This is a genomic window from Streptomyces sp. NPDC012466 (genome assembly GCF_042955215.1).
GTDB lineage: Bacteria > Actinomycetota > Actinomycetes > Streptomycetales > Streptomycetaceae > Streptomyces.
Map to the genome: position 1 here is coordinate 180,625 of NZ_JBIBEQ010000002.1, position 23,900 is coordinate 204,524.

At 71.8% G+C, this 23,900-nt stretch carries 25 protein-coding genes; 16 read left to right on the forward strand and 9 right to left on the reverse strand.

What is annotated here, in order from left to right; genetic code table 11:
* Positions 1 to 68: 68 nt before the first annotated feature.
* From ACFY9E_RS08340 to ACFY9E_RS08360, 5 genes are all read left to right on the forward strand, one after another.
* Entirely contained in the window at positions 69 to 356 is a 288-nt protein-coding gene (locus tag ACFY9E_RS08340) for a hypothetical protein (RefSeq protein ID WP_390980644.1), read from the forward strand.
* Positions 357 to 419: 63 nt separating this feature from the next.
* Positions 420 to 1,370: an N-acetylmuramoyl-L-alanine amidase gene (locus ACFY9E_RS08345; RefSeq protein ID WP_390980646.1), complete on the forward strand. Its 951-nt coding sequence runs from the start codon at positions 420 to 422 to the stop codon at positions 1,368 to 1,370.
* Positions 1,371 to 1,528: 158 nt separating this feature from the next.
* Positions 1,529 to 2,365, forward strand: coding sequence for a hypothetical protein (locus ACFY9E_RS08350; RefSeq protein WP_390980648.1), 837 nt, complete (start codon positions 1,529 to 1,531; stop codon positions 2,363 to 2,365).
* 93 nt (positions 2,366 to 2,458) lie between these two features.
* Positions 2,459 to 3,469 (forward strand): LLM class F420-dependent oxidoreductase, encoded by a 1,011-nt coding sequence (locus tag ACFY9E_RS08355; protein ID WP_390980650.1) that lies wholly within the window; start codon positions 2,459 to 2,461, stop codon positions 3,467 to 3,469.
* A gap of 45 nt (positions 3,470 to 3,514) precedes the next feature.
* Positions 3,515 to 3,808 carry a hypothetical protein gene (locus tag ACFY9E_RS08360; protein WP_283969927.1) on the forward strand — a complete coding sequence of 98 codons (294 nt, stop codon included), beginning with the start codon at positions 3,515 to 3,517 and terminating at the stop codon, positions 3,806 to 3,808.
* Positions 3,809 to 3,887: 79 nt separating this feature from the next.
* On the opposite strand, the gene ACFY9E_RS08365 is transcribed toward ACFY9E_RS08360, so the two are convergent.
* Genes ACFY9E_RS08365 through ACFY9E_RS08375 form a run of 3 tightly spaced genes read right to left on the reverse strand, consistent with a single transcriptional unit; the run spans position 3,888 to position 7,239 of the window.
* Entirely contained in the window at positions 3,888 to 4,958 is a 1,071-nt protein-coding gene (locus ACFY9E_RS08365) for a prenyltransferase (protein WP_390980652.1), read from the reverse strand.
* The gene (locus ACFY9E_RS08370; RefSeq protein WP_390980654.1) at positions 4,955 to 5,704 is read right to left on the reverse strand and encodes a methyltransferase domain-containing protein; all 750 of its coding nucleotides are present in this window, start codon (positions 5,702 to 5,704) and stop codon (positions 4,955 to 4,957) included. Before ACFY9E_RS08370 ends, ACFY9E_RS08365 begins: the two co-directional genes overlap by 4 nt.
* Positions 5,698 to 7,239, reverse strand: a complete 1,542-nt coding sequence (locus ACFY9E_RS08375) for a glycosyltransferase (RefSeq protein WP_390980656.1) — start codon at positions 7,237 to 7,239, stop codon at positions 5,698 to 5,700. Before ACFY9E_RS08375 ends, ACFY9E_RS08370 begins: the two co-directional genes overlap by 7 nt.
* A 212-nt stretch (positions 7,240 to 7,451) precedes the next feature.
* Here ACFY9E_RS08375 and ACFY9E_RS08380 point away from each other — a divergent pair, with 212 nt between their 5' ends.
* Positions 7,452 to 8,111 (forward strand): TetR family transcriptional regulator, encoded by a 660-nt coding sequence (locus ACFY9E_RS08380; RefSeq protein ID WP_390980658.1) that lies wholly within the window; start codon positions 7,452 to 7,454, stop codon positions 8,109 to 8,111.
* A gap of 270 nt (positions 8,112 to 8,381) precedes the next feature.
* Here the strand turns inward: ACFY9E_RS08380 and ACFY9E_RS08385 are convergent, their stop codons facing one another.
* Both ACFY9E_RS08385 and ACFY9E_RS08390 read right to left on the reverse strand, forming a co-directional pair.
* Positions 8,382 to 8,615: a ferredoxin gene (locus tag ACFY9E_RS08385; protein WP_390980660.1), complete on the reverse strand. Its 234-nt coding sequence runs from the start codon at positions 8,613 to 8,615 to the stop codon at positions 8,382 to 8,384.
* A 2-nt stretch (positions 8,616 to 8,617) separates the two neighbouring features.
* On the reverse strand, positions 8,618 to 10,069 hold the full coding sequence (locus ACFY9E_RS08390; protein ID WP_390980662.1) for an aldehyde dehydrogenase family protein: 1,452 nt from the start codon (positions 10,067 to 10,069) through the stop codon (positions 8,618 to 8,620).
* 158 nt (positions 10,070 to 10,227) lie between these two features.
* Between ACFY9E_RS08390 and ACFY9E_RS08395 the strand changes: the two genes are divergently transcribed.
* The 3 genes from ACFY9E_RS08395 (at position 10,228) to ACFY9E_RS08405 (ending at position 12,757) form a co-directional block, all read left to right on the forward strand.
* A complete protein-coding gene (locus tag ACFY9E_RS08395; RefSeq protein ID WP_390980664.1) occupies positions 10,228 to 11,253 on the forward strand; it encodes an MBL fold metallo-hydrolase in 1,026 nt (341 codons plus the stop codon).
* Positions 11,254 to 11,329: 76 nt separating this feature from the next.
* Positions 11,330 to 11,785 (forward strand): nuclear transport factor 2 family protein, encoded by a 456-nt coding sequence (locus ACFY9E_RS08400; RefSeq protein ID WP_390980666.1) that lies wholly within the window; start codon positions 11,330 to 11,332, stop codon positions 11,783 to 11,785.
* A 66-nt stretch (positions 11,786 to 11,851) separates the two neighbouring features.
* Entirely contained in the window at positions 11,852 to 12,757 is a 906-nt protein-coding gene (locus ACFY9E_RS08405; protein WP_390980668.1) for a Scr1 family TA system antitoxin-like transcriptional regulator, read from the forward strand.
* A gap of 3 nt (positions 12,758 to 12,760) precedes the next feature.
* On the opposite strand, the gene ACFY9E_RS08410 is transcribed toward ACFY9E_RS08405, so the two are convergent.
* The gene (locus ACFY9E_RS08410; protein WP_390980670.1) at positions 12,761 to 13,576 is read right to left on the reverse strand and encodes an SAM-dependent methyltransferase; all 816 of its coding nucleotides are present in this window, start codon (positions 13,574 to 13,576) and stop codon (positions 12,761 to 12,763) included.
* Between the two features lie 504 nt (positions 13,577 to 14,080).
* On the opposite strand from ACFY9E_RS08410, the gene ACFY9E_RS08415 reads away from it, so the two are divergent.
* From ACFY9E_RS08415 to ACFY9E_RS08435, 5 genes are read left to right on the forward strand one after another with little or no spacing between them, the layout of a single operon-like run.
* The gene (locus tag ACFY9E_RS08415) at positions 14,081 to 15,289 is read left to right on the forward strand and encodes a prenyltransferase/squalene oxidase repeat-containing protein (protein ID WP_390980671.1); all 1,209 of its coding nucleotides are present in this window, start codon (positions 14,081 to 14,083) and stop codon (positions 15,287 to 15,289) included.
* Complete coding sequence (locus tag ACFY9E_RS08420) at positions 15,286 to 15,921, forward strand: SCO2322 family protein (RefSeq protein WP_390980673.1); 636 nt, start codon at positions 15,286 to 15,288, stop codon at positions 15,919 to 15,921. Before ACFY9E_RS08415 ends, ACFY9E_RS08420 begins: the two co-directional genes overlap by 4 nt.
* Positions 15,914 to 17,005: a CbiQ family ECF transporter T component gene (locus ACFY9E_RS08425; RefSeq protein WP_390980675.1), complete on the forward strand. Its 1,092-nt coding sequence runs from the start codon at positions 15,914 to 15,916 to the stop codon at positions 17,003 to 17,005. The genes ACFY9E_RS08420 and ACFY9E_RS08425 overlap by 8 nt, the downstream gene beginning before the upstream one ends.
* A complete protein-coding gene (locus tag ACFY9E_RS08430; protein WP_390980677.1) occupies positions 17,002 to 18,663 on the forward strand; it encodes an ATP-binding cassette domain-containing protein in 1,662 nt (553 codons plus the stop codon). The genes ACFY9E_RS08425 and ACFY9E_RS08430 overlap by 4 nt, the downstream gene beginning before the upstream one ends.
* The gene (locus ACFY9E_RS08435) at positions 18,660 to 19,487 is read left to right on the forward strand and encodes an ECF transporter S component (protein WP_390980679.1); all 828 of its coding nucleotides are present in this window, start codon (positions 18,660 to 18,662) and stop codon (positions 19,485 to 19,487) included. The genes ACFY9E_RS08430 and ACFY9E_RS08435 overlap by 4 nt, the downstream gene beginning before the upstream one ends.
* A 281-nt stretch (positions 19,488 to 19,768) precedes the next feature.
* On the opposite strand, the gene ACFY9E_RS08440 is transcribed toward ACFY9E_RS08435, so the two are convergent.
* Positions 19,769 to 21,004: a cytochrome P450 gene (locus ACFY9E_RS08440; protein WP_390980680.1), complete on the reverse strand. Its 1,236-nt coding sequence runs from the start codon at positions 21,002 to 21,004 to the stop codon at positions 19,769 to 19,771.
* A 218-nt stretch (positions 21,005 to 21,222) separates the two neighbouring features.
* Here ACFY9E_RS08440 and ACFY9E_RS08445 point away from each other — a divergent pair, with 218 nt between their 5' ends.
* Positions 21,223 to 22,392 (forward strand): steroid 3-ketoacyl-CoA thiolase, encoded by a 1,170-nt coding sequence (locus ACFY9E_RS08445; protein WP_390980682.1) that lies wholly within the window; start codon positions 21,223 to 21,225, stop codon positions 22,390 to 22,392.
* On the opposite strand, the gene ACFY9E_RS08450 is transcribed toward ACFY9E_RS08445, so the two are convergent.
* Both ACFY9E_RS08450 and ACFY9E_RS08455 read right to left on the reverse strand, forming a co-directional pair.
* On the reverse strand, positions 22,376 to 22,561 hold the full coding sequence (locus ACFY9E_RS08450; RefSeq protein ID WP_390980684.1) for a DUF397 domain-containing protein: 186 nt from the start codon (positions 22,559 to 22,561) through the stop codon (positions 22,376 to 22,378). The two genes, ACFY9E_RS08445 and ACFY9E_RS08450, sit on opposite strands and share 17 nt — an antisense overlap.
* Entirely contained in the window at positions 22,542 to 23,369 is an 828-nt protein-coding gene (locus ACFY9E_RS08455) for a Scr1 family TA system antitoxin-like transcriptional regulator (protein WP_390980686.1), read from the reverse strand. The genes ACFY9E_RS08450 and ACFY9E_RS08455 overlap by 20 nt, the downstream gene beginning before the upstream one ends.
* 91 nt (positions 23,370 to 23,460) lie before the next feature.
* On the opposite strand from ACFY9E_RS08455, the gene ACFY9E_RS08460 reads away from it, so the two are divergent.
* The gene (locus ACFY9E_RS08460) at positions 23,461 to 23,871 is read left to right on the forward strand and encodes an ATP-binding protein (RefSeq protein WP_390980688.1); all 411 of its coding nucleotides are present in this window, start codon (positions 23,461 to 23,463) and stop codon (positions 23,869 to 23,871) included.
* Positions 23,872 to 23,900: the final 29 nt, after the last annotated feature.

The following is a 23,900-nucleotide window of genomic DNA, read 5'->3' on the forward strand; positions in this document are numbered from 1 at the left end:
TTCCCGGTCGGCCCACGGGCGGCGTGGCGAGTCGGCGGGAGAGAGCCGCTGCCCAAGGATCCGGGCGCGTGGCACACACCTTCGCAGAGCTCGTGGAGAAGCAGCGCGCGGCGGACGAGGCGTACGCGCGCGTGCGTCACCTCCAGGACGCGTACGGGCCGCCCACCCAGACCAAGTGGAGCGACCAGCAGACCACCACGTGGGAGACGGCCTGGCGCGCCTGGCGCGACCTGGCCCGGGACGTCCAGGCGGCGGTGACCGAGTACGCGAAACAGGAGGGCACACCGCGTCACGACGTCGAGGCCCGGGTGAAGGAGGCGGTACGGCACGGGGACGGCGACGGGAACGGGACGTAGCCGGCACCCGGTCGGGCCGTCCGCGGCCCGCCGCCCCCGCCGACGGCCGCTAGGGTGGCAGGCGTGTCGTACGTAGGCCCGGACTTCGAACCTCCCCAGCCCCGCCGCCCCCGCCGCGGCCCCCTGACCGTGGCGCTCGCCGCGCTGGTACCGGGGGCGCTGCTCGGCTGGCTGGTGTACGAGACGGTGGGCGGCTCGGGGGACGACGGGGGTTCGGGTCGGGCGGCCGTACGGTCCTCGCCGCCCGCCGCGTCGAGCGCGCCCTCCGACGACGCCAGGCAGCCGAACCCCTCCCCGGAGCCCACGGCCCCGTCCTCGGCCTCCGCGCCCGCCGCCTCCGGCCCGCTCAAGGGCAAGGTCGTCGTCATCGACCCGGGGCACAACCCGGGCAACTTCCAGCATGCGTCCGATATCAACCGCAAGGTGAACATCGGGACGAACCTGAAGGAGTGCGACACCACCGGCACGTCCACCAACGACGGTTACACCGAGGCCAAGTTCACGCTGGACGTGGCGCACCGGATGCGCACCCTCCTGGAGAAGCAGGGCGCCACGGTGAAACTGACACAGGACGGCGACCGGTCGTACGGGCCGTGCGTGGACGAGCGGGCCCGGATCGGCAACCGGGCGAAGGCCGATGCCGTGGTCTCGATCCACGCGGACGGCTCGGGCGCGGGCAACCGCGGCTTCCACGTGATCCTGCCCGGCGCGGTCAAGGCGGGCGCCGCGGACACCGGGGCGATCGTCGGTCCCTCCCGCGATCTCGGCGAGCGCGTCGCGGGCCGCTTCGTGGCCGTCACCGGCAGCGCGCCCTCCAACTACATCGGCGACGGCAGCGGTCTCGTCACGCGTAAGGACCTGGGCGGTCTCAATCTGTCAACGGTTCCCAAGGTGTTCATCGAGTGCGGCAACATGCGCGATAGCAAGGACGCGGCGTTGCTCACCAGCGGCGCGTGGCGACAGAAGGCGGCGCAAGGGATCTCTGAGGGAATCGTGAGTTTCCTGCGCGGGTAGTCCCGAACCGGCAGATCCCGGCGGACACCCTGATCGGGCGGACGATAGGGTCCTCCTTACGATGAGGGGCCACCCCCGCGCTTCACACCGAGTCCGGACGGCGGCATGGTGACAGCGACGCCTCTACCGACGATGAGACGACCTACGAAGGACCTGAAGTGAATATCCGCTCCCTCACTCGGGGCGACGGCGTGGTGATCGGAGCAGCGGTATTGCTGTTGATCGCGTCGTTCCTCGACCTCTACTCGTTCGACAATGTCCCCGACAGCGTCGACCTCCCCAGCCTGTGGGGCAGCGGCCCGGTCGTGTTCAGCGTCGTGCTGGCCGGGATCATCGGCGCGGCGCTCGTCGTCGTCTCCCGCGGCCTGCCGCAGGCCCCGAAGATCGCGGGGATCGAGCTCGGGCAGTTCGGCGCCGCCTTCACGGTGTTCGCCGCGTGGAGCGCGCTCGGCAACATCTTCGATGTGCCCGGTGGCTTCGACAACATCGGCGAGAACGCGAGCGACGGTGCCCCGAGCCCCGGCATCGGCATGATCCTCGCCCTCGTCGCCACGCTGCTGATGGCCGCCGCCGCCCTCGCCACCCCCCTCGTCCCGGCCCTCAAGGGCGCCCTCCTCCCGGCCCCCCGTCCGGCCGCCCCGCAGCCCTACGGCGCCCAGCCCCCCGGTGGTTACGGCTACCCGGGTGCGCAGCAGCCCGGCGGCTACGGCCACCCGCAGCCGGGCCAGCCGCAGCAGGCCGGGCAGCCGTTCGGCGGCCAGCCCCAGCAGGCCCAGGCTCCGCAGCCGCCGGCCGGGGACTTCTCCCCGTTCTGGTTCGCGGTGCCGGTGCCGCGGCCGCTGTTCCCGGAGGACGGTTCGCCGACGCCGATCGCCGAACTCGCGCCGGGCACCTGGTACCTGGCCGTCGAGCAGCGCGGAGCGGCCCTGGTCGCCCAGACGCAGGACGGCCGTCGCGGTGTCCTCCAGGACACGTCGGGCATCCAGCGCGGCTGAGCCTCGCGACCTCTCACGGCCCCTCGCCCTTCCGGGCGGGGGGCCGTTGCCGTACAGTGCCGCTGCGAACTGACGGACCGTCAAGGAGTAGGGATGCGGCTCGGTCTCGCGCTCGGCTACTGGGGCCGCGGCCCGTCCCCCGACCATGTGCGCCTGGTGCAGAAGGCGGAGCGGCTCGGCTACGACTCCGTGTGGACGGCGGAGTCCTGGGGATCGGACGCGTTCACCCCGCTCACCTGGATCGCGGCGCACACCTCCCGGATCCGGCTCGGCACGGCGGTCGCGCAGATGGCGGCCCGGTCACCGGTGACGACCGCGATGCACGCCCTCACCCTGGACCATCTGTCCGGCGGCCGCATGATGCTGGGTCTCGGCCTGTCCGGCCCGCAGGTCGTCGAGGGCTGGTACGGCCGCCCGTTCCCCGCCTCCCCGCTCACCGCCACCCGTGAGTACGTCGACGTCGTGCGGCAGGTGCTGCGCCGCGAGGCCCCCGTCGAACTGGCCGGCCGCTTCCACTCCCACCCCTACCGTGGCCAAGACGGCACCGGCCTGGGCAAGTCCCTCAAGCCGATCACCCACCCGCTCCGCGCAGACCTGCCGATCCTCCTCGGCGCGGAGGGCCCGAAGAACGTCGCCCAGACGACCCGCATCGCCGACGGCTGGCTGCCGCTGTACTGGTCACCGACCCGGCCGGAGGTGTACGGCCCGGCCCTGGGCGACCTGCCCGAGGGGTTCCTCGTCGCCCCCATGGCCCGGGCCCGGGTCTGCGACGACGTCGCCGAGGGCCTGCTGCCCGTCAAGACCATGCTCGGCTTCTACATCGGCGGCATGGGCCACGCGGCCCGCAACTTCCACGCCGACCTGATGGCCCGCATGGGGTACGAGGAGGAGGCCCGCCGGATCCAGCGGCTGTTCCTCGAAGGCCGCCGGGAGGAGGCGGTGCTCGCCGTCCCCGACGCCTTCGCCGACGAGATCTCCCTGGTCGGCCCGCGTGAACGCATCGCCGAACGGCTGGAGTTGTGGCGCAAGGGACCGGTGACGGACCTCCTGCTGCTCAGCCCCGACCTTCCCACCCTGCGGGCCCTGGCGGAGTTGAACTCCTGAGCGAATCCCCGGTTTCATCCAGAGTTCAAGGGCAATCCGGAAGGTATGTCCCCTCGATATCGCAACGGTGCGAATCAGGCCGGCACGATCGTCGCGGTCGTGGCCGACATCATGGCCCTCATCCTGGGCCTGTGGATTCTGATGTACCTGCTGGAAGCCAACCCCGGCAACTCGTTCGTCCAGTTCATCCACGACGCGGCCCGCTGGCTCGCCGGCTGGTCGCACGACCTGTTCACGTTCGACGAGGCCTGGGCCCGAGTGGTCTGCGGCTACGGTCTGGCAGCGGTGGTGTACCTGTTCATCGGCCACGCCATCGCCAATCGAGTACACCGGCATTGATGCCCCCAGGGGCGCGGGGAACTGCGCGAAAAGCCGCATACGACCCGCGCCCGCCACTGGGCACCCACCACCCGAGCTCTCAGGCGCAGCAGTCCGTTTCCAGCCCGCTGGGCAACTCGTCGCCGCCGAAGACCTGGCACGTGGCCTCGTGCCCGCCCAGCGCGGCCACGGCCAGCAACAGCGACCCCGCCGTCCACGTGGTCAGCTCCCGCGGCCAGATCGCGTCGTCGTCGAAGACATAGCCCGTCCAGTACAGCCCGCTCTCCGGATCGCGCAGGTGCTGGATCGACTGGAGGACCTCCAGTGCGCGGTCCGATTCCCCCATCGCCCAGAGCGCGAGGGCGAGTTCTGCGGACTCACCGCCGGTGACCCACGGGTTGGGGACCACGCACCGCACCCCCAGCCCGGGGACGACGAACCGGTCCCAGTCCTCCTCGATGCGGGCCTTGGCCGCCGCGCCGGTCAGCGCACCGCCGAGCACCGGGTAGTACCAGTCCATCGAGTAGCGGTTCTTGTCGAGGAACCGCTCGGGGTGGTGGCGTATGGCGTGCCGCAGCGCACCCGCCGCCAACTCCCAGTCGGGTTGGGGCTCTTCCCGCTGCTCGGCGATGGCCAGCGCGCAGCGCAGCGCGTGGTGGATGGAGGAGCTCCCCGTCAGCAGGGCGTCCGTCGTCTCCGTCCCGTCGTCGTCGCGCCGCCAGCCGATCTGCCCGCCCGGCTGCTGGAGGCGCAGCACGAACTCCATCGCCGCGTACACCGTCGGCCACATCCGGTCCAGGAACGCGTCGTCGCCGGTGGAGAGGTAGTGGTGCCAGACGCCCACGGCTATGTAGGCGACGAAGTTGGTCTCCCGGCCCCGGTCGGTGACCGCGTCGAACTCGCCGTCGGTGTAGGCCGCGTACCAGGAGCCGTCCTCGTTCTGGTGCCGGGCCAGCCACAGGTAGGCGCGCTCGGCGGCCTCGTGCTCGTCGGCCGTGTCGAGGGCCATGGCCGCCTCGACGTGGTCCCACGGGTCGAGGTGGTGCCCCCGGAACCACGGGATCGCACCGTCCTCGCGCTGCACGGCGAGGATGCCGGCGACGGTCGCGGCGGCCTCCCCCGCGGTGAGGACCCCGGGCAGGACCAGATGTTCCGTCCGGGGAGTGGTCACGTGGCGTCCGCCCCGTTGTCGGCCAGGCGCGGCAGGTGCGGCTTGGTCGCGTACGCCACGAAGCTCTTGCCGATCAGCGGGTTCAGCGCCTGCTCGGCGACCCGGGTGGCCAGCGGCTTCTTCATGATGTCCCAGACGAGCAGCTTGTGGTACGCGCGCACCGGCAGCGCCTTGTCGTTGTCGACGCCGAACGCGCACTTGAGCCACCAGTAGGGCGAGTGCAGGGCGTGGGCGTGGTGCGTGCCGTACGGCTTCAGGCCGGCCTCGCGGATCTTCGCGAGCAGTTCGTCCGCCTTGTAGATGCGGATGTGGCCGCCCTCGACCTCGTGGTAGGCGTCGGAGAGGCTCCAGCAGACCTTCTCGGGGCCGTAGCGCGGGACGGTGACGGCGATGCGCCCGCCGGGCTTGAGCACCCGGACCATCTCCGCGAGGACGCCCTTGTCGTCCGGGATGTGTTCCATCACCTCGGAGATGATCACGACGTCGAAGGACTCGTCGGGGAAGGGCAGCGCGAGGGCGTCGCCCTCCATGGCCGTGGCGGTGGCGCCCTCGGGGGCCTCGCCGGCCTCCTTCATCGCCGCGAACCACTTGGCGACCTCGCGGATCTCCTCGGCGTTCTGGTCCAGCGCCACGACCTGCGCGCCCCGCCGGTAACACTCGAACGCGTGCCGCCCGGCCCCACAGCCGAGATCCAGGACACGGTCACCCGGGGCGAGCGGGAACCGGGAGAAGTCGACGGTCAGCACGTGGCCCTGCTTTCGGAGTTGACGCCTTCTACATCTGTGGGAGCCCCGGATCCGGCACCGGCCGCAGTCACCGGTCCGGCACTCGCCGAAGCGACGGCCCCGGCCGGGGAGTCGGCATCCGCCGAACCGGTGGCGGCTCCAGGCGCGGAACGGCCGGAAACCCGGTGCGCGGAGCGGGTGTCTCCGGTCGCGGAACGGCCGGGGGCCGCGGAGGCCGTGCGACCACCGTCGCTCCCGGCCCGGGCGATGGCCTCGCGGTAGCGGGCCACCGTGCCCTCCGCCGCCCTGGCCCAGGTGAAGTGCCGCAGGACCCGCTCGCGCCCGGCCGCACCGAGGCGTGCGCGCAGGTCCGGGTCGCCCAGCAGCCGGCCGAGGCCCGCGGCGAGCGCGCCCGCGTCGCCGGGCGGTACCGCCAGGCAGGTCTCCCCGTCGCGGCCGGCGACCTCGGGGATGGCACCACCGGTCGTGGCGAGCAGCGGCGTCCCGGTGGCCATGGCCTCCGCGGCCGGCAGCGAGAAGCCCTCGTAGAGCGACGGCACGCAGGCGACCTGCGCCGAGCGCACGAGGTCGACGAGTTCCGCGTCGGAGATGCCCTTGACGAACTCCACGGCCCCGGCGAGGCCGTACCGCTCCATCGCCTGGGCGACCGGCCCTTCGGTGGGCCGCTTGCCGACGACGACGAGATGGGCGCCGGGGTGCTCGGTCCGCACCTTGGCCAGCGCCTCGACGAGATGCACCAGGCCCTTGAGCGGCACGTCCGCGCTGGACGTCGTCACGATCCGGCCCGGCACGACCGGCACCGACGGATCCGGCGAGAACAGGTCGGTGTCGGCGCCGATGTGGACCACGTGGATGCGGTCCCGCCGGACACCGAGGTGGTCGATGATCTCCTGCTGCGAGGTGCCGGAGACGGTGAGCACGGACGGCAGCCGCCGTGCGACGCGCTTCTGCATGCGGGTGAAGGCGTACCACCGGCGCACCGAGTACCGTCGCTGCCAGCCGTCCGCCGCGTCCAGCTCCAACTGCCGGTCGACGGTGATGGGGTGGTGGATGGTCGTCACCAGGGGCGCGCCGACATCGCCCAGCAGGCCGTAGCCGAGGGTCTGGTTGTCGTGCACGACGTCGAACGCGCCGCGGCGGGCGCGCAGATGGCGGCGGGCGCGCAGCGAGAACGTCAGGGGTTCGGGGAAGCCGCCCGTCCACATCGTCGCGACTTCCAGCGCGTCGATCCAGTCGCGGTACTCGCCGCGCCCCGGTGTGCGGAAGGGGTCCGGCTGGCGGTACAGGTCGAGGCTGGGCAGCTCGGTGAGGCTCAGCCCGTCGTAGCCCTCGTCGAGCACGGGGTACGGCTGGGCGCCGATGACCTCGACCCGGTGTCCGAGGCGGGCCAGTTCGCGCGAGAGGTGCCGGACGTAGACGCCCTGGCCGCCGCAGAACGGGTTCCCTTTATAGGTGAGGAGCGCGATGTCGAGCGGTCGCAAGCCGTCGGCAGCGGGGTCCTCCGGGGCCCCGGTCTCCCTGGCCTCAGCGGTCACTCCGAGCCCCCTTCTCCCTGCACTGTCCCGCGAGATTACGCCGGGACGCTAATCTAGAACAAGTTTCAGACTTGATCGTTCGGAGGCTCCGAATCTACCGGCAGGTAAGGGCGCTGTGACCAGTGGATCAGGTGATTCACGCCACGGCCGGTGCCGTGCCATGCTGTGTGATCACTCGTCCTCACGGACGGTCACGGAACGGGATTCGAACCATGCCCGCAGAAGCCAAGGTGAGCGCCAAGGTGAACAAGCCGGCCAAGGTGGAAGCCAGAGCGGCGGCCCCCGCCTCCGCCCCCCTCACGGAGCGGCAGGAGGCCCGGCGGCGCCGCATCCTGCACACGAGCGCGCAACTGGCCAGCAGGGGCGGCTTCGACGCCGTGCAGATGCGCGAGGTCGCCGAGTCCTCGCAGGTGGCCCTCGGCACGCTGTACCGCTACTTCCCTTCCAAGATCCACCTTCTGGTCGCCACGATGCAGGACCAGTTGGAGCACATGCACGGCACCCTGCGGAAGAAGCCCCCGCAGGGCGAGACGGCGGCCGAGCGGGTCGCGGAGACGCTGATGCGGGCCTTCCGGGCGCTGCAGCGCGAGCCGCATCTGGCCGATGCCATGGTCCGCGCACTGACCTTCGCCGACCGCAGCGTGAGCCCGGAGGTCGACCAGGTCTCCCGTCAGACGACGGCGATCATCCTGGACGCGATGGGTCTGGAGAACCCGACTCCGGAGCAGCTCTCGGCGGTCCGGGTCATCGAGCACACCTGGCACTCGGCGCTGATCACCTGGCTGTCGGGGCGGGCCTCGATCGCCCAGGTGAAGATCGACATCGAGACGGTGTGCCGTCTGATCGACCTGACGGCGCCGACCACCCCGTGAGCCCCCGGACACGGCGAGGACCTACGAGACGGGTTCCCTTCGCCGGCATGGTCCGGATCAGGTGATGGGGGTCGCCTCGGGGTGCCGGCTTTCGGCCCGGCTCCCTTCGGCCTCTCAGCCCTACCGTCGCAGTCGGCACCAGCGGAAGCCGAAGCCTCCTGCCGACGTCGGCCACTCCGGTCGGACTCCCTCACTCGCCTCGTAGGCCGACTTCCAGGATAGAAGCCCCCATAGGGGAATGAAACCCCTCTCATCATGATTGTTCGGGCGCTATTCCTCCGGTGGGAACACCGCCTCCCCGCCGTCCCGCAGCGTGATCGTGATCGCCTCCGTGGGACAGCTCTCCGCCGCTTCCAGCACCCGCTCGTTCGCGTCCATGTCCGGGGCGAGCGGACGGGACTGGCGGGCGGTGTCCAGACGGAAGCCGTCCGGTGCGTGGTGGAGGCACTGGGCGGAGCCGATGCACAGGGAGCGGTCGACCTCGACGTGCCAGCGGTCACCCATCGCTACGCCTGCGCCGGGAGGTGGATCATCTTGTGCTCCAGGTACTCGCCGTACCCCTCGGGCCCGAACTCCCGCCCCAGGCCCGAGTTCTTGTAGCCGCCGAACGGGCCGAGCATGTCCAGGCTGAAGGTGTTGACCGAGTACGTGCCCGTGCGCACCCGGCGGGCGATGTCGATGCCGTGCTCGACGTCGGCGGTCCACACGCTGCCGCTCAGGCCGTAGTCCGAGTCGTTCGCGATCTTCACGGCGTCGGACTCGTCGTCGTAGGGCAGCAGGCAGATCACCGGGCCGAAGATCTCCTCGCGGGCGATGCGCATGGAGTTGTCGACGTCGCCGAAGAGGGTCGGCTCGACGTACCAGCCGCGGTCGAGGCCGGCCGGGCGTCCGCCGCCGGTGAGGATCTTGGCGCCTTCCTCCTGCCCGATGCGGATGTAGTCGAGGTTGCGCTGCTGCTGCCGCCGGGCCACCAGCGGCCCCACCTGGGTCGCCGGGTCCAGCGGGTCGCCGACCGTCAGGGCACCCGCCGCGGCGGCGAGGGCGTCGGCGAACTCGTCGTAGCGGGAGCGCGGCAGGAGGATGCGGGTCTGGGCGACGCAGGCCTGGCCGTTGTTCATCCAGGCCGCGGGGGCGATGCCCGCCACGGCCGTCTCGACGTCGGCGTCGGGCAGGACGACGGCCGCGGACTTGCCGCCGAGTTCGAGCGTGACGCGCGTGAGGTTGCGGGCGGCCACCTCCATCACGCGCTTGCCGGCCGTGACCGACCCGGTGAAGGACACCTTGTCGATGCCGGGGTGCCCGACCAGGTACTCGCTGACGTCCCGGTCGGCGGGCAGGATGGACAGCACGCCCTCCGGAAGCCCGGCCTCCCGGGCGATCTCGCCGAGCAGATAGGCGTCGAGCGGGGACTCGGGGGAGGGCTTGAGCACGACCGCGCAGCCGGTGAGCAGCGCCGGGGCGAGCTTGGCGGCGGCGACGAACTGCGGGACGTTCCAGGGGACCACGGCGGCCACGACCCCGACGGGTTCGCGGCGTACGAGGATCCTGCCCAGCACGCCGTCGCGTCGCTCCTCGTGGGTGAAGTTCCGGGCGACGGTGATCGCCGAGTCCCAGACCATCACCGCGCCGAGGGCCTGGGCGAGGACGCTCCAGGAGTAGGGCGAGCCGTTCTGGGCGGAGATCAGGCGGGCGATCTCGTCGTGCCGGACGGCGATGGCGTCCTTGATCCTGCCGACGACCTCGATCCGCTCGTCGAGGCTCATGCGCGGCCAGGGCCCCTCGTCGAAGGCCCGCCGCGCCGCCGTCACGGCCCGGTCCACATCCGCCGTCGAGGCGTGCGGGACGCGTCCGATGACCTCCTCGGTGTGCGGGGAGATCACCTCGATGACGTCCTGGCCCAGGGGGTCGGTCAACTCCCCGCCGATGAACAGCTGTCCGTGTTCCACGAGCTCGGTCATGGCCGACTGCCTCCCCGGAAGCGTGCTCTGACGGTGCATCAGATACGCCCACAGATACCAGTCCCGCCCCGAGGAGTCCACGGACCGCACACCGCGGGGTGACTCCCATAGGAACCCGTTCTAGTTATAGTGACGGGGAGCCGGCGACGGGGGAGCCCATGACACAGGTGACCGACCACGGCGGAGGCGTCCGGTCCCTCCGGGTCCCGATCCCGGACAACCCGCTCGGCCACACGCTGGTGTACGTCGTCGACACCGACCGGGGCCCGGTCCTGATCGACACCGGCTGGGACGACCCGGAGTCCTGGGACACCCTCGCGCAGGGCCTCACGGCGTGCGGCACCTCGGTCGCCGAGATCCACGGCGTGGTCGTCACCCACCACCACCCCGACCACCACGGCCTGTCCGGCCGGGTCCGGGAGGCGTCGGGCGCGTGGATCGCGATGCACGCGGCGGACACCGCGGTCGTACGGCGGACCCGGGAAGCCCGCCCCGAGCACTGGTTCTCGTACATGGCGGCCAAGCTCGCAGCGGCCGGCGCCCCCGAGGAGCACATCGCCCCGCTGCGGGCGCCCCGCCCGCGCGCCCTGCCCGGCCTCTCCCCCGCCCTGCCCGACCGCGACATCGTCCCCGGCGAACTCCTGGAGCTGCCCGGCCGCCGCCTGCGCGCCATCTGGACCCCGGGGCACACACCGGGCCACGTCTGCCTCCACCTGGAGGAGACCCACCCCGCCGAACTCCCCGGCCGAGGCCGCCTGTTCTCCGGTGACCACCTGCTCCCCGAGATCACCCCGCACATCGGCCTGTACGAGGACCCCGACGACACCACAGTGACCGACCCCCTGGGCGACTATCTCGACTCCCTCGAACGCGTGGGCCGCCTCGCCCCCGCCGAAGTGCTCCCGGCCCACCAGCACCCCTTCTCCGACGCCGCCGCCCGGGTGCGCGAACTCCTGACCCACCACGAGACCCGCCTGACCGCCCTGCTGGCCCTCCTCGCCGAGCCCCTCACCCCCTGGCGGCTCGCCGAGCGCATGGAGTGGAACCGCCCCTGGGAGCAGATCCCCTACGGCTCCCGCACCATCGCCGTGTCGGAGGCGGAGGCCCATCTGCGCCGGCTGGTGAAGCTGGGGCGGGCGGAGGCGGTGCCGGGGAGCGATCCGGTGACGTACGTGGCGGTGTGAAGGCGACGCGGGTCAAGCGCACCGCGTGGTGTGAAACGCGTCGCCGGTCGGCTCGTCCGGATGCTACGAAACACCCATGGACCCCATGGAACGCCTCCTCGCCGAACGCGCCTGCGAGCGCCTCGTCCTCGACTTCGTCCACCGGCTGGATCTCGGCGAACCCTCCTCCGTCGCCGAGCTGTTCACCGAGGACGGCGTCTGGCAGTGGCCGGAGGACGGGCGGCTGGTCAAGGGCCGCGACGCCCTGCGCGGGTACTTCGGCTCCCGTCCCGCCGACCGGCTGTCCCGCCGCATGATGTCCAATGTCCTGGTCACGGTGACCTCCCCGGACACGGCCGGGGCGATCTCCTACTTCACGACGTACCGCGTCGACGGGTACGGGGGCGGTGTCATCCCGGCCGGGCCGCCGGTCCAGATCGGGCACTACGAGGACACGTTCCACCGGGCCGACGGGATCTGGCTGCTCGCCTCACGAACCCTCCACCTCCCCTTCGGCGGACCCACCCCAGGCTCGAACGTGCCTGCGACATAAGGCTCTTGACGTCCTGGGCGCCCCCTAGGATGGTCGGACGCAACGCACGCACCGGGAGAGACGCCCATGGGCACCGAAGAGGCCGCACGCACGACGCCCGGCAGCGGAGCCCTGGAGGGCGGATGTGCCGGGCCCATGGTGCCGCGGCTGGCCCTGGGCGCCCGGCTGCGCGGGCTGCGGCAGGAGCGGGGCATCGGCCGGGCGGACGCGGGCCACGTCATCCGCGCCTCCGCCTCCAAGATCAGCCGGATGGAGGCCGGACGCCACGGCTTCAAACTGCGTGACGTCGCCGATCTGCTCACCCTCTACGGCGTCACGGACGAGGCCGAGCGCGCCACCTTGCTGGCCCTGGCCGAGCAGGCCAACACCCCTGCCTGGTGGCGGCACTACGGCGATGTGGTGCCCGCCTGGATGCAGACCTGCCTGGGGGCCGAGCAGGCGGCGAGCCTCATCCGCTGCTTCCAGGTCCAGCGGGTCCCCGACCTGCTCCAGACCGCCGACTACGCGCGGGCCGTCGTCCGGCTCGCGCACCCGGACGCGGGTGCGGCGGAGATCGATCGCCGGGTCGCCTTGCGGATGGCCCGCCAGCGGATCCTGCACCGGCAGCCGGCGACCCAGCTGTGGGCTGTGATCGACGAGGCGGCGCTGCGCCGCCCGGTGGGCGGCATCCGCGTGATGCGCGCCCAGATCAGGCATCTCATCGAGCTCTGCCGGCTGCCGCAGGTCACGATCCAGGTCCTGCCGTTCGCCGCGGGCGGCCATGCCGCGGAGGGCGGCCCGGTCACCATTCTGCGGCTGCCCGGCGGGCAGTTGCCCGACGTGGTCTGCCTGGAGCAGCTCACCACCGCCCTCTACCCCGACCGGCCGGCCGAGATCGAGCGCTACTGGGACGCCATGAACCGGCTGGTGGTCGAGGCCGAGTCGCCGGACGAGACTCCGACCGTCCTGCACCGCATCCTCCAGGAGACCTGAGGGTCAGCGCTTGAGGGCGACACCGCCGTACTGGTGCACCTCCGCGGGCAGGCCCAGGGCCGCGGCGTCGGGTCGCCAGCGCGAGCAGGACGCCACACCCGGTTCGAGCAGTTCCAGACCGTCGAAGTAGCGCTCGATCTGCTCGGGGCTGCGCAGGATGTACGGGATCGAACCGCCCTCGTTGTACTGCTGGATGGCCCGGACGTAGTCCTCGCTGGTGTCGGTCGAGTCGTACTGCACCAGGTAGCTGCCGGGGGGCAGGGCGTCCACCAGCCGGCGCACGATCGAGCGGGCCTCGTCGTGGTCCTCGATGTGGCCCAGGATGCCCATCAGCATGAGGGCGACGGGCCGGTCGAAGTCGAGGGTCTTCCCGGCTTCCCGGACGATCGTGTCCGGCTCGCGCAGGTCCGCGTCGACGTAGTTGGTGACGCCTTCCGTCGTGCTGGTCAGCAGGGCGCGGGCGTGGGCCAGCACCAGCGGGTCGTTGTCGACGTAGACGATCCGGCTCTCCGGGGCCACCCGCTGGGCGATCTGGTGGGTGTTGTCCACGTTGGGCAGCCCGGTGCCGATGTCCAGGAACTGGCGGATGCCCTCCTCGCCGGCCAGGTGGCGCACGGCGCGGGCGAGGAAGTAGCGGGCGGCGCGGGCGCCGGTCTCGATGCCGGGGAAGATCTCGCGGAACGCGTCACCGGCCACCCGGTCGACCTCGTAGTTGTCCCTGCCGCCCAGCCAGTAGTTCCAGATCCGGGCCGAGTGCGGAACCGAGGTGTCGATCTTGGGGAACGGCTCCTGCTCGGAGTTCTCCACCTGGTCGGTCATGGACGCTCCTGGCGTGTGAGGTCGGGGGAACCCCACGTTAGCCGGTCTGCGCGCTGGAGAGGATCAACTCCTCGGTGACGCCCAGGAGTTCAACCTCGACACGGCTCATCGCCGGACTGGCACCCCGCCTGCGCAGGGCCTCCTCCGGGGCCGGGCGCGTGGGTGGCCACGGGTCGGGGCGGAGCGAGGCCCCCCACCCGGCCCCCTCGGCCCGTTTCCTACGTGCGGGTACAGTAAGCGGGTCGTCATCACACCGTACGGGGGGAAGCCGGTGCAATTCCGGCGCTGACCCTTCCCCAAGTTCTCGACTTCGCTCGAGCAGGGGAGACCCCTATCGTGAACCGCCATTCCCAGGCGGTGAGCCGGATCGCTTCGTACGGTTTCGTGACCGGCTCACGTGCCCGGCAACCGGCCGGTGCACGGCACCGTCGAGGTATACGGAGCCGAGCCGCCGGGGTGTCCCGCGCTGCCCGGCTCCCCCACAGGGAGAGGCACCCGCCGATCATGAACGTCCGCCGCAGCGCCGCGGTCCTGGCCGCCGTCGCCGTGATCGGCGCCGCAACCCCGGCCGCCGCCGCCCCGTCCCCGTCGCCGTCCCAGGCGTTCCCCTCCGCCCTGTACGGCGACTCGGACCCGAAGTTCGACGGCGTCTGGCGCCAGTCGCTCGCGCTGCTCGCGCAGGACACGGTGGGGGTGAAGCCGGCCGCGAAGTCCGTGCAGTGGCTGGTGCGCCAGCAGTGCGAGAACGGTTCCTTCGCCTCGTACCGGCCCGATCCCACCACCGCGTGCGACGCCAAGACGATGCTGGACACCAACGCCACGTCGGCGGCGGTGCAGGCCCTCGCCGCGCTCGGCGGCCACGACGAGGTCACCCGCAAGGCCGTCGGCTGGCTGAAGTCCGTCCAGAACAAGGACGGCGGCTGGGGCTACGCGCCCGGCGGCGCCAGCGACACCAACTCGACGTCGATCGTCATCGGCGCCCTCGCCGCGGCCGGCGAGAAGCCGGACCAGGTCGAGAAGGACGGCACGTCGCCCTACGACGCCCTGCTGAAGCTCGCGCTGCCCTGCGGCGGGGACGGTGAGGGCGCGTTCGCGTTCCAGCCGGACAAGAAGGGCAAGCTCGCTGCCAACGCCGACGCCACGGCGGCCGGTGTGCTCGGCGCGCTGGGCCAGGGGATGGTCGTCAAGTCGGGCAAGACGTCCGACGTGACCTGCGAGAAGGCCACCACGCCCGAGCAGGCGGCGGCGAACGGCGCGGGCTATCTCACCGCCGCCCTCGCCAAGGACGCCAACCACCTCATGTCCGCGCTGGCGGGTGCCGAGCCCCAGCCCGACTTCGGCAACACCGCCGACGCGGTCGTCGCGCTCGCCGCGCAGGGCGGCACCGCGCAGGCGGAGAAGTCCGTGCGGTGGCTGGAGAAGAACTCCGCCTCCTGGGCCGCGCAGAGCGGTCCGGCCGCCTACGCCCAGCTGATCTTCGCCGCCCACGCGACCGGCACGAACCCGCGCGACTTCGGCGGTGCGGACCTCGTCAAGCAGCTCAACGCGACGGGCCCGGCCCCGCAGACCGCAGGGAAGACCAAGGCCGCGGACGAGAAGGAGGACTCCGGCTCGGACTTCTTCGGGGTCTGGTGGTACGTCGGCGTCTGCCTGGTCGCCGGAATCGGCATCGGGTTCCTGTTCACCGGCCGCAAGAAGCAGCGGCAGCTGTGATCCGCCGGGCCGTTCTGCTCCTCCTGGCCTCGCTCCTGCTGTGCGCGGGCACGGGCCAGGCCCAGGCCGCCGGTTACCGGTACTGGTCGTTCTGGGAGCGCGACGCCGGCCGCTGGGTCTACGCCACCCAGGGCCCGTCCCAGGCCCGCCCCTCGGACGGCGACGTCCAGGGTTTCCGCTTCGCGGTGAGCGAGGACTCCGCGAGCGCGGTCCGGCCGCGCGGCACGGCCGACTTCGCGACGATCTGCGCGAAGACGCCCGCGCAGGAGGGCAGGAAGCGGGTGGCCCTGGTCATCGACTTCGGCGCACCGTCGGACGCCCCGGAGGGCGAGACCCCGCCCCCCGCCCGCACGGCCTGCGCCCGGGTCTCCCCCGACGCGACGACGGCCGAAGCCCTGGCCGCGGTGGCCAAGCCACTGCGCTACGACACCAACGCCCTGCTGTGCGCGATCTCGGGCTATCCGGAGAAGGGCTGCGGCGAGCAGGTCTCCCAGAAGCAGCAGAAGCAGCAGCCCGCGGCGGGGAAGAACTCCCCGTCGGACGACGGGCCGTCCCTGGGCCTGGTCGGGGGCATCGCCCTGGTGGTGCTCCTGGGCGGGGCGGCGATCTGGCAGGTACGACGGCGTGGGTAGCAGCACCGGGCACCGGCACCGGGCTCAACTGCACCCCGGTGCCTGGTGGCTCTGGTCCCTTTCCCTGGGCACCGCGGCCACCCGCACCACCAACCCCCTGCTCCTCGCCCTCCTCATCACGGTCTCCGCCTACGTGGTGGCCACCCGCCGCCCCGACACCCCCTGGTCCCGCTCCTACGGCGCCTTCGTCAAACTCGCCCTCGCCGTGATCCTCATCCGGCTGCTCTTCGCCACCGTCCTCGGCTCGCCGATCCCCGGCACGCACACCCTCCTCACCCTCCCCGAACTCCCCCTCCCCGCCTGGGCCCAGGGCATCCGCCTCGGTGGCGAGGTGACCGCGGAGGCCCTCACCTTCGCCCTGTACGACGGTCTGAGGCTGGCCACCCTCCTCATCTGCGTCGGCGCCGCGAACGCCCTCGCCAACCCCTCCCGCCTCCTCAAGTCCCTCCCCGGCGCCCTGTACGAGCTGGGTGTCGCGGTCGTCGTCGCCCTCACCTTCGCCCCGAACCTCATCGCCGACGTCCAGCGCCTGCGGGCCGCCCGCCGTCTGCGCGGCCGCCCGGACCGGGGCGTCAGGGGCCTGGTGCAGGTGGGCCTCCCCGTCCTGGAGGGCGCGCTGGAGCGTTCCGTCGCCCTCGCCGCCGCGATGGACGCCCGCGGCTACGGCCGTACCGCCCAGGTCCCTCCCGCGGTCCGGCGTACCACCGCCGCCCTGACCCTCGGCGGCCTGCTCGGCGTCTGCGCGGGAACGTACGGCCTCCTCACGGCCGACGGCGCCGGCTACGGCTTCCCCGTGCTCCTCGCGGGTCTCGCCGCGGCCCTCGCGGGTCTCAAGCTCGGCGGACGCCGCTCGCTCCGGACCCGCTACCGCCCGGACCGCTGGGACGTGCGCGCCGGGCTGGTCGTGGCCTCCGGCGTCGCGGTCGCGGCCCTGCTCGCCCTCGCCGGATCCCGCGATCCCGCGGCGCTGCACCCCGGCGTGGTGCCCCTGGTCGCCCCCACCCTGCCCCTGTGGCCGGCCGCTGCCGTACTGCTCGGCCTGCTGCCCGCTTTCGTCGCCCCCGATCCCAAGGAGCCGTCGTGATCCGCTTCGAGGATGTCTCCGTGACGTACGACGGGGCCGCCGAACCCACCGTGCGGGGCATCGACTTCGAGGTCCCGGAGGGCGAACTGGTCCTGCTGGCCGGTCCGTCCGGCGTGGGCAAGTCCACCGTCCTGGGCGCGGTCAGCGGACTCGTCCCGCACTTCACCGGCGGCACCCTGCGCGGCCGGGTCACGGTCGCCGGCCGCGACACCCGCACCCACAAGCCGCGCGAACTGGCCGACATCGTGGGCACGGTGGGCCAGGACCCGCTCTCCCACTTCGTCACCGACACCGTCGAGGACGAACTCGCCTACGGCATGGAGTCGCTGGGCCTCGCCCCGGAGGTGATGCGCCGCCGCGTCGAGGAGACCCTCGACCTGCTGGGCCTCGCCGGGCTGCGCGACCGCCCGATCGCCACGCTCTCCGGCGGGCAGCAGCAGCGCGTCGCGATCGGCTCGGTCCTCACCCCGCACCCGAGCGTCCTCGTCCTGGACGAGCCGACCTCCGCGCTGGACCCGGCGGCCGCCGAGGAGGTGCTGGCCGTCCTCCAGCGGCTCGTGCACGACCTCGGCACGACGGTCCTCATGGCCGAGCACCGCCTGGAACGCGTCATCCAGTACGCCGACCAGGTCGTTCTGCTGCCGAGCCCCGGGGCCGCCCCCGTGCTGGGCCCCCCGGCCGAGGTGATGTCCGTGTCCCCGGTGTATCCGCCGGTGGTGGCTCTGGGCCGCCTGGCGGGCTGGTCCCCGTTGCCCCTGACGGTCCGCGACGCCCGCCGCCGGGCGGCCGATCTGAGGCAACGGCTGGAGAGCGCCCCGAAGGGGCGCGGGCAGCTGAGCGATCAACCGCATGCGACCGGCACCCGCAAACCCTCCGCACGCCCCGCCCCGGTAGGCGCGGCCGAAGTCGAGGCCCTCTCCGTCACCCGCTCCCGCGTCCGCGCCCTGCGCCACATCGACCTCACCGTCACCCCGGGCGAAACCATCGCCCTCATGGGCCGCAACGGCGCAGGAAAGTCCACCCTGCTCAACTCCCTGGTCGGCCTGGTCCCGCCGAGCTCGGGATCCGTCCGGGTCAGCGGCAGCACCCCCCACCGCACGGCGCCCAAGGACCTCGTCCGCAAGGTCGGCCTGGTCCCGCAGGAGCCACGCGACCTGCTCTACGCCGACACCGTCGCCGCCGAGTGCGCGGCGGCCGACCAGGACGCGGGCGCGGACCCCGGCACCTGCCGGGCCCTGGTCACCGAGCTGCTCCCGGGCGTCACCGACGACACCCACCCCCGGGACCTCTCCGAGGGGCAGCGGCTCGCGCTCGCCCTGGCCGTCGTGCTGACCGCCCGGCCACCGCTGATCCTGCTGGACGAGCCGACCCGGGGTCTGGACTACGCGGCGAAGGCCCGGCTGGTCGCGGTGCTGCGGTCCCTGGCCGCCGAGGGGCACGCCATCGTGCTGGCCACGCACGACGTGGAACTGGCGGCGGAGCTCGCCCACCGGGTCGTCCTGCTCGCCGAGGGCGAGGTGATCGCCGACGGCCCGACGGCGGACATCGTGGTCTCCTCCCCGTCCTTCGCCCCGCAGGTCACCAAGATCCTGGCGCCCCAGCACTGGCTCACGGTCGCCCAGGTCCGCGCCGCCCTCCCTTCCGCGGCCACCTCATGAGCAGCACGCAACGGCAGGCCGGAGCCGTCCGCCTCGGCCCCCGCTCCCTCGCCGCCCTGGTCCTGGTCAGTGCCGTGGGGATCGCCGGCTTCGGCTGGCCCTTCCTCACCCCGCCCGCCTCGCGGCTCAGCGCGCACGCGCAGGACGCGCCCTGGCTCTTCGCGGGCCTGCTGGTGCTGCTCGTGGCGGTCGTGGCGGCGGCGATCTCGGAGTCGGGTCTCGGCCCGAAGGCCGTCGCGATGCTCGGCGTGCTGGCCGCCGCCGGGGCGGCCCTGCGGCCGATCGGTGCCGGTACCGCAGGTATCGAGCCGATGTTCTTCCTGATGGTGCTGAGCGGCCGGGTGCTCGGCCCGGGCTTCGGGTTCGTCCTCGGCTCGGTGACGATGTTCGCGTCCGCGCTGCTCACCGGCGGGGTCGGGCCGTGGCTGCCGTTCCAGATGCTGGCGATGGGCTGGTTCGCGATGGGCGCGGGCCTGCTGCCCGGCCCGGACCGGCTGCGCGGCCGGGGAGAGCTCGCGATGCTCGCCGGCTACGGCTTCCTCGCCGCGTTCGCCTACGGCACGGTGATGAACATGGCGGGCTGGCCCTTCATGAGCGCCCTCGCCTCGAACGTGGCCTTCGACCCGCACGCGCCCGTCGCCGTGAACCTGGCCCGTTTCGTCGCGTACTGCGTCGCCACGTCGCTCGGCTGGGACCTGGGCCGGGCGATCGTCACGGTGGTCCTGACCCTGACCCTCGGCCCGGCGGTCCTCCGAGCGCTGCGCAGGGCCACGCGCCGGGCCGCCTTCGAGACGCCGGTCACGTTCGAGGCCGCCGGGAAGTGAGGCTGCCCACGTGACCCGCGTCATGTACGAGGCGGGGCCGTAGCGACAAGCCCCGGTCACAGCATCCGGCCTGCGCTGCGTGTGCTGCCCTCCCTAGTAAGAGCGGTCTTTGCACGCACCCGGCGCGGCTGCTTCTGTGGACGACCGCTGCCGCCGTCCCCGCACGGCCCGCAGACCGGCCACTGGTACTGGCACTGAACCAGGCCCACCCCACAGACCGAAGGCGGCGGCCCCCTGATCCCCGGGGTCGTCGCCTTCGCCATGCCCAGGGGCCATGTCCCTCAGCCCGTGCTGACCGGCAGTTCCTTCACCCCGTTGATCCACGCCGAGCGCAGCCGCCGCGGATCGCCGACGAGCTTCAGCCCGGGCATCGCGTCGGCGATGGCGTTGAAGATGAGGTTGATCTCCAGCACGGCGAGGGACTTGCCCAGGCAGTAGTGGGGGCCGCCGCCGCCGAAGCCGAGGTGCGGGTTGGGGTCGCGGGTGATGTCGAAGGTGTCCGGGTCGTCGAAGACCTCGGGGTCGTGGTTGGCGGAGGCGTAGAACAGTCCGAGCCGGTCGCCCGCGCGGATGCGCTTGCCGCCGAGTTCGGTGTCCTGAGTGGCCGTGCGCTGGAAGGCGGCGACGGGGGTCGCCCAGCGCACGATCTCCTCCGCCGCCGTCTCCGGGCGATCGCTCTTGTACAGCTCCCACTGCCCGGGGTGGGTGAGGAAGGCGTGCATGCCGTGGGTGATGGCGTTGCGGGTGGTCTCGTTGCCCGCGACGGCCAGCATCAGCACGAAGAAACCGAACTCGTCGGAGCTGAGGTTGCCCTCGTCCTCGGCCGCGACGAGCTGCGTGACGATGTCGTGGGCCGGGCACCGCTTGCGGTCGACGGCCATGTTCATCGCGTAGGCGATGATCTCCGTGGCCGACTCGGCGCCGACCTCCTCGGTGATGGCGTACTCGGGATCGTCGTACGCGATCATCTTGTTGGACCAGTCGAAGATCTTGTCCCGGTCCTCCTGGGGGACGCCCATCAGCTCGGCGATCGCCTGGAGGGGCAGTTCGCAGGCGACCTGGGTGACGAAGTCGAACGGCCCGGTGTGCGCGCGGGCCGCCTCGACGATGGAGCGGGCCCGGTTGCGCAGCCGCTCCTCCAGCGCCCGGATGGCCCGGGGCGTGAACCCGCGCTGCACGATCTGCCGGACCCGGGTGTGTTCCGGCGGGTCCATGTTCAGCAGGATGAGCCGCTGCGCGTCGATGGCGTCGCGTTCGATGTGCTCGTTGAAGCGGATGATCGCCGTGTTGAGGGACGACGAGAACAACTCCGGATGCGTGGAGACGTACTTGACGTCGGCGTGCCGGGTGACCGCCCAGTACCCCTCGTCCTGGAAGCCGGCGAGACCGGCCGGCTGCGGCACCCAGCAGACCGGTTCGGCGCGGCGCAGCTCGGCGAACTCCGGCAGGGGCACACGGCGGTGCAGCAGATCGGGGTCGGTGAAGTCGAACCCGTCGGGCAGCGCGGGACAGGGCATGGGCGGCTCCCACCACTCGTACCGACTCTGAGGTCTGACGGCCCATCAGCTGTGCGGAGTTGCGGTGACGGTAGTAACGGGTTCTACAAGTAGCAAGGGGCACGGGCCCGCCAATTGCCCGCACGACCCTTGCGGTCACCGAGCGGGCCTCAGCACACTGCTTGCAGAACTAGAACGCGTACTAGTTCCGCTGAGCCTCCCGGAGAGGACCCGCACCCATGGCTGCCGAACCCGTGATCGTCGAAGCCGTACGCACTCCGATCGGCAAGCGCGGCGGCGCGCTCGCCCATCTGCACCCCGCCTATCTCCTGGGCGAGACCTACCGCGAACTCCTGGGCCGCACCGGCATCCCCGCCGACTGCGTCGAGCAGATCGTCGGCGGTACGGTCACCCACGCCGGCGAGCAGTCCATGAATCCCGCGCGCACGGCCTGGCTGACCATGGGACTTCCGTACGAGACGGCCGCGACGACGGTCGACGCGCAGTGCGGGTCCTCGCAGCAGGCCTCGCACATGGTGGCCAACATGGTCGCGGCGGGTGTGATCGACGTCGGCATCTCGTGCGGGGTGGAGTCCATGTCGCGGGTGCCGCTGGGGTCGGGCTCGAAGCACGGGCCGGGCAAGCCGTTCCCCGACGAGTGGAACGTGGACCTGCCGAATCAGTTCGAGGCCGCCGAGCGCATCGCCCGCCACCGCGGCCTGACCCGCGAGGACGTCGACGCGCTGGGCCTCGCCTCCCAGGAGCGGGCCGCGCACGCCTGGGCGGAGGAGCGCTTCAAACGGGAGACGTTCGCGGTCCAGGTCCCCACGACCGAGGAGGAGCAGCACGCCGGGCAGGGCATGTGGCGCCTGGTCGACAAGGACGAAGGGCTGCGCGACACGACGGCGGAGGCCCTGGCCTCCCTGAAGCCGATCATGCCCACGGCGGTGCACACGGCCGGCAACTCCTCGCAGATCTCCGACGGGGCGGCGGCGATCATGTGGGCGTCGAAGCGGATGACCCGGGCGCTGAAGCTGCGGCCCCGGGCCCGGATCGTGGCCCAGGCGCTGGTGGGTTCCGACCCCCACTTCCACCTCGACGGCCCGATCGACGCGACCAGGGCGGTCCTGGGCAAGGCGGGGATGTCCCTCAGGGACATCGACGTGGTGGAGATCAACGAGGCGTTCGCGTCCGTGGTGCTGAGCTGGGCGCGGGTTTTCGACCAGGACCTGTCGAAGGTGAACGTCAACGGCGGCGCGATCGCGCTCGGGCACCCGGTGGGAGCGACCGGGGCCCGGCTCATCACGACGGCTCTTCACGAACTGGAGCGCGCGGACAAGGAGTTCGCGTTGATCACCATGTGTGCGGGGGGCGGTTTGGCCACCGGCACGATCATTCAGCGGTTGTAGACGTCCAGTTGACGAAGGTGGTGAAGGCGGCGGGATCGAGGGTGAGCATCGGTCCCGCCGGATTCTTGCTGTCGCGTATGGCGACAGCGGCCTCCGGGGTTTCGGCGACTTCGAGGCACTGGCCGCCTTGGTCACTGCTGTAGGACGACTTACGCCACTGCATCTCCATAGCGTTCCTCCCTTGCGCGCCGGATGAGTCTTGCCGAGTCCTTGAGCGAGAGCGCGGCAGCTCGGAGATGATCGTAACGGAGCGAACAGTTCTTGACGGTGTCCGGATTCGCTGTTGGATGCCCGCTGCCGTAGCTCTCCGTGTAGACGATGGTCGGGTCGCCGGCAAAGTGGTAGAGGTCGAATGAGCCTGTCAGTCCCGCGTGCGCCCCGACCGAAAGCGGCAGCACCTGAATGTTGATCCGGGGGTTGTTCTCGAACGACAACAAGTGCGCGAGTTGCTCCCGCATCACCTCCGGCCCACCGATCTCCAGGTGCAGCGCGGCTTCGCTGAGGACCGCCCAGAAGACCGGCGGCTCCCCCTTGTCGAAGACCCGCTGGCGAGCCAGACGCACCGCCGTACGGTCTTCGAGGTCGCTACGGTCCAACGCGCCGAGCACAGCCCGCGCGTACCCCGGAGTCTGGAGCAGCCCGAGGACCATGTGCGTCTGGAAGGAACAGATCTCCGTGGCCCGCATCTCCAGCTCGGCCACCTGCTGGAACCAGGCCGGAAGCCGACTGCGCAGCACCAGTTCGACGAGCCGGGAGAACAAGCCGTCCGTGCCCAGCGCCGCGTCCGCCCGTTCGCTGAACTCCGGTGTCGGAACCTTGCGGGCTGTCTCGATCTGCCCCACGAGTGAGCCGGTGTAGTTGAGGATTTCCCCGAGCTGCTTCAGCGTCAGCCCGGCCGCCTCCCTGTGGCGCCGTAGCTCATAGCCGTAGTAGTCGAGCGGGGACGCACCTGGGTCAAGGGCGTTGATGTTGGTCACGCAGAGCCCCTCTCACGCAACTCCGTCCACCACGGGACGGGTTGTATCCGTTCCGTAGCCGAGGGTAGTCACCGCACGTCAGGCTCGTCCTGTGAACGAATACATTCCCGCCCAGTACGCGATGCGCCTCACCGTCGGCTCGCACGCCCCGCGGCACATCCGCCGTATCGTCCGCTCCTTCCTCGGGGAGTGGCGCATGCCCGAGCTGTCGGACGCCGTGGAGCTGGGCGTGACCGAGCTGCTCGCCAACGTCGTACGGCACGTCCCGGACCGCCGCTGCGCGCTGCTGTTGCTGCGGCAGCGCACCGGCGTACGGGTGGAGGTCACGGACGGCAGTGACGAACTGCCGCGCACACCGGACTCGTTGAACACGGACGCGGAGAACGGCCGAGGACTGCTCCTGCTCGACGCGATGGCCGACAAGTGGGGCGTGTCGCTGTGGTCCGGGGGCGGGAAGACCGTGTGGTTCGAATGCGCGGCCGAGTTCGTCGCTCTAGAGTGAACAGTCCTGTTGAGCTCGGGGGACGGCTG

Excerpts from the sequence above, each read along its gene's own strand:
- ACFY9E_RS08360 (WP_283969927.1), top strand. The coding sequence starts at position 3,515 with ATGTCCCCTCGATATCGCAACGGTGCGAATCAGGCCGGCACGATCGTC.
- ACFY9E_RS08405 (WP_390980668.1), top strand. The coding sequence starts at position 11,852 with ATGGGCACCGAAGAGGCCGCACGCACGACGCCCGGCAGCGGAGCCCTG.
- ACFY9E_RS08355 (WP_390980650.1), top strand. The coding sequence starts at position 2,459 with ATGCGGCTCGGTCTCGCGCTCGGCTACTGGGGCCGCGGCCCGTCCCCC.
- ACFY9E_RS08415 (WP_390980671.1), top strand. The coding sequence starts at position 14,081 with ATGAACGTCCGCCGCAGCGCCGCGGTCCTGGCCGCCGTCGCCGTGATC.
- ACFY9E_RS08450 (WP_390980684.1), bottom strand. The coding sequence starts at position 22,561 with ATGGAGATGCAGTGGCGTAAGTCGTCCTACAGCAGTGACCAAGGCGGC.
- ACFY9E_RS08440 (WP_390980680.1), bottom strand. The coding sequence starts at position 21,004 with ATGCCCTGTCCCGCGCTGCCCGACGGGTTCGACTTCACCGACCCCGAT.
- ACFY9E_RS08385 (WP_390980660.1), bottom strand. The coding sequence starts at position 8,615 with ATGGGTGACCGCTGGCACGTCGAGGTCGACCGCTCCCTGTGCATCGGC.
- ACFY9E_RS08400 (WP_390980666.1), top strand. The coding sequence starts at position 11,330 with ATGGACCCCATGGAACGCCTCCTCGCCGAACGCGCCTGCGAGCGCCTC.
- ACFY9E_RS08395 (WP_390980664.1), top strand. The coding sequence starts at position 10,228 with ATGACACAGGTGACCGACCACGGCGGAGGCGTCCGGTCCCTCCGGGTC.
- ACFY9E_RS08390 (WP_390980662.1), bottom strand. The coding sequence starts at position 10,069 with ATGACCGAGCTCGTGGAACACGGACAGCTGTTCATCGGCGGGGAGTTG.
- ACFY9E_RS08410 (WP_390980670.1), bottom strand. The coding sequence starts at position 13,576 with ATGACCGACCAGGTGGAGAACTCCGAGCAGGAGCCGTTCCCCAAGATC.
- ACFY9E_RS08445 (WP_390980682.1), top strand. The coding sequence starts at position 21,223 with ATGGCTGCCGAACCCGTGATCGTCGAAGCCGTACGCACTCCGATCGGC.
- ACFY9E_RS08435 (WP_390980679.1), top strand. The coding sequence starts at position 18,660 with ATGAGCAGCACGCAACGGCAGGCCGGAGCCGTCCGCCTCGGCCCCCGC.
- ACFY9E_RS08380 (WP_390980658.1), top strand. The coding sequence starts at position 7,452 with ATGCCCGCAGAAGCCAAGGTGAGCGCCAAGGTGAACAAGCCGGCCAAG.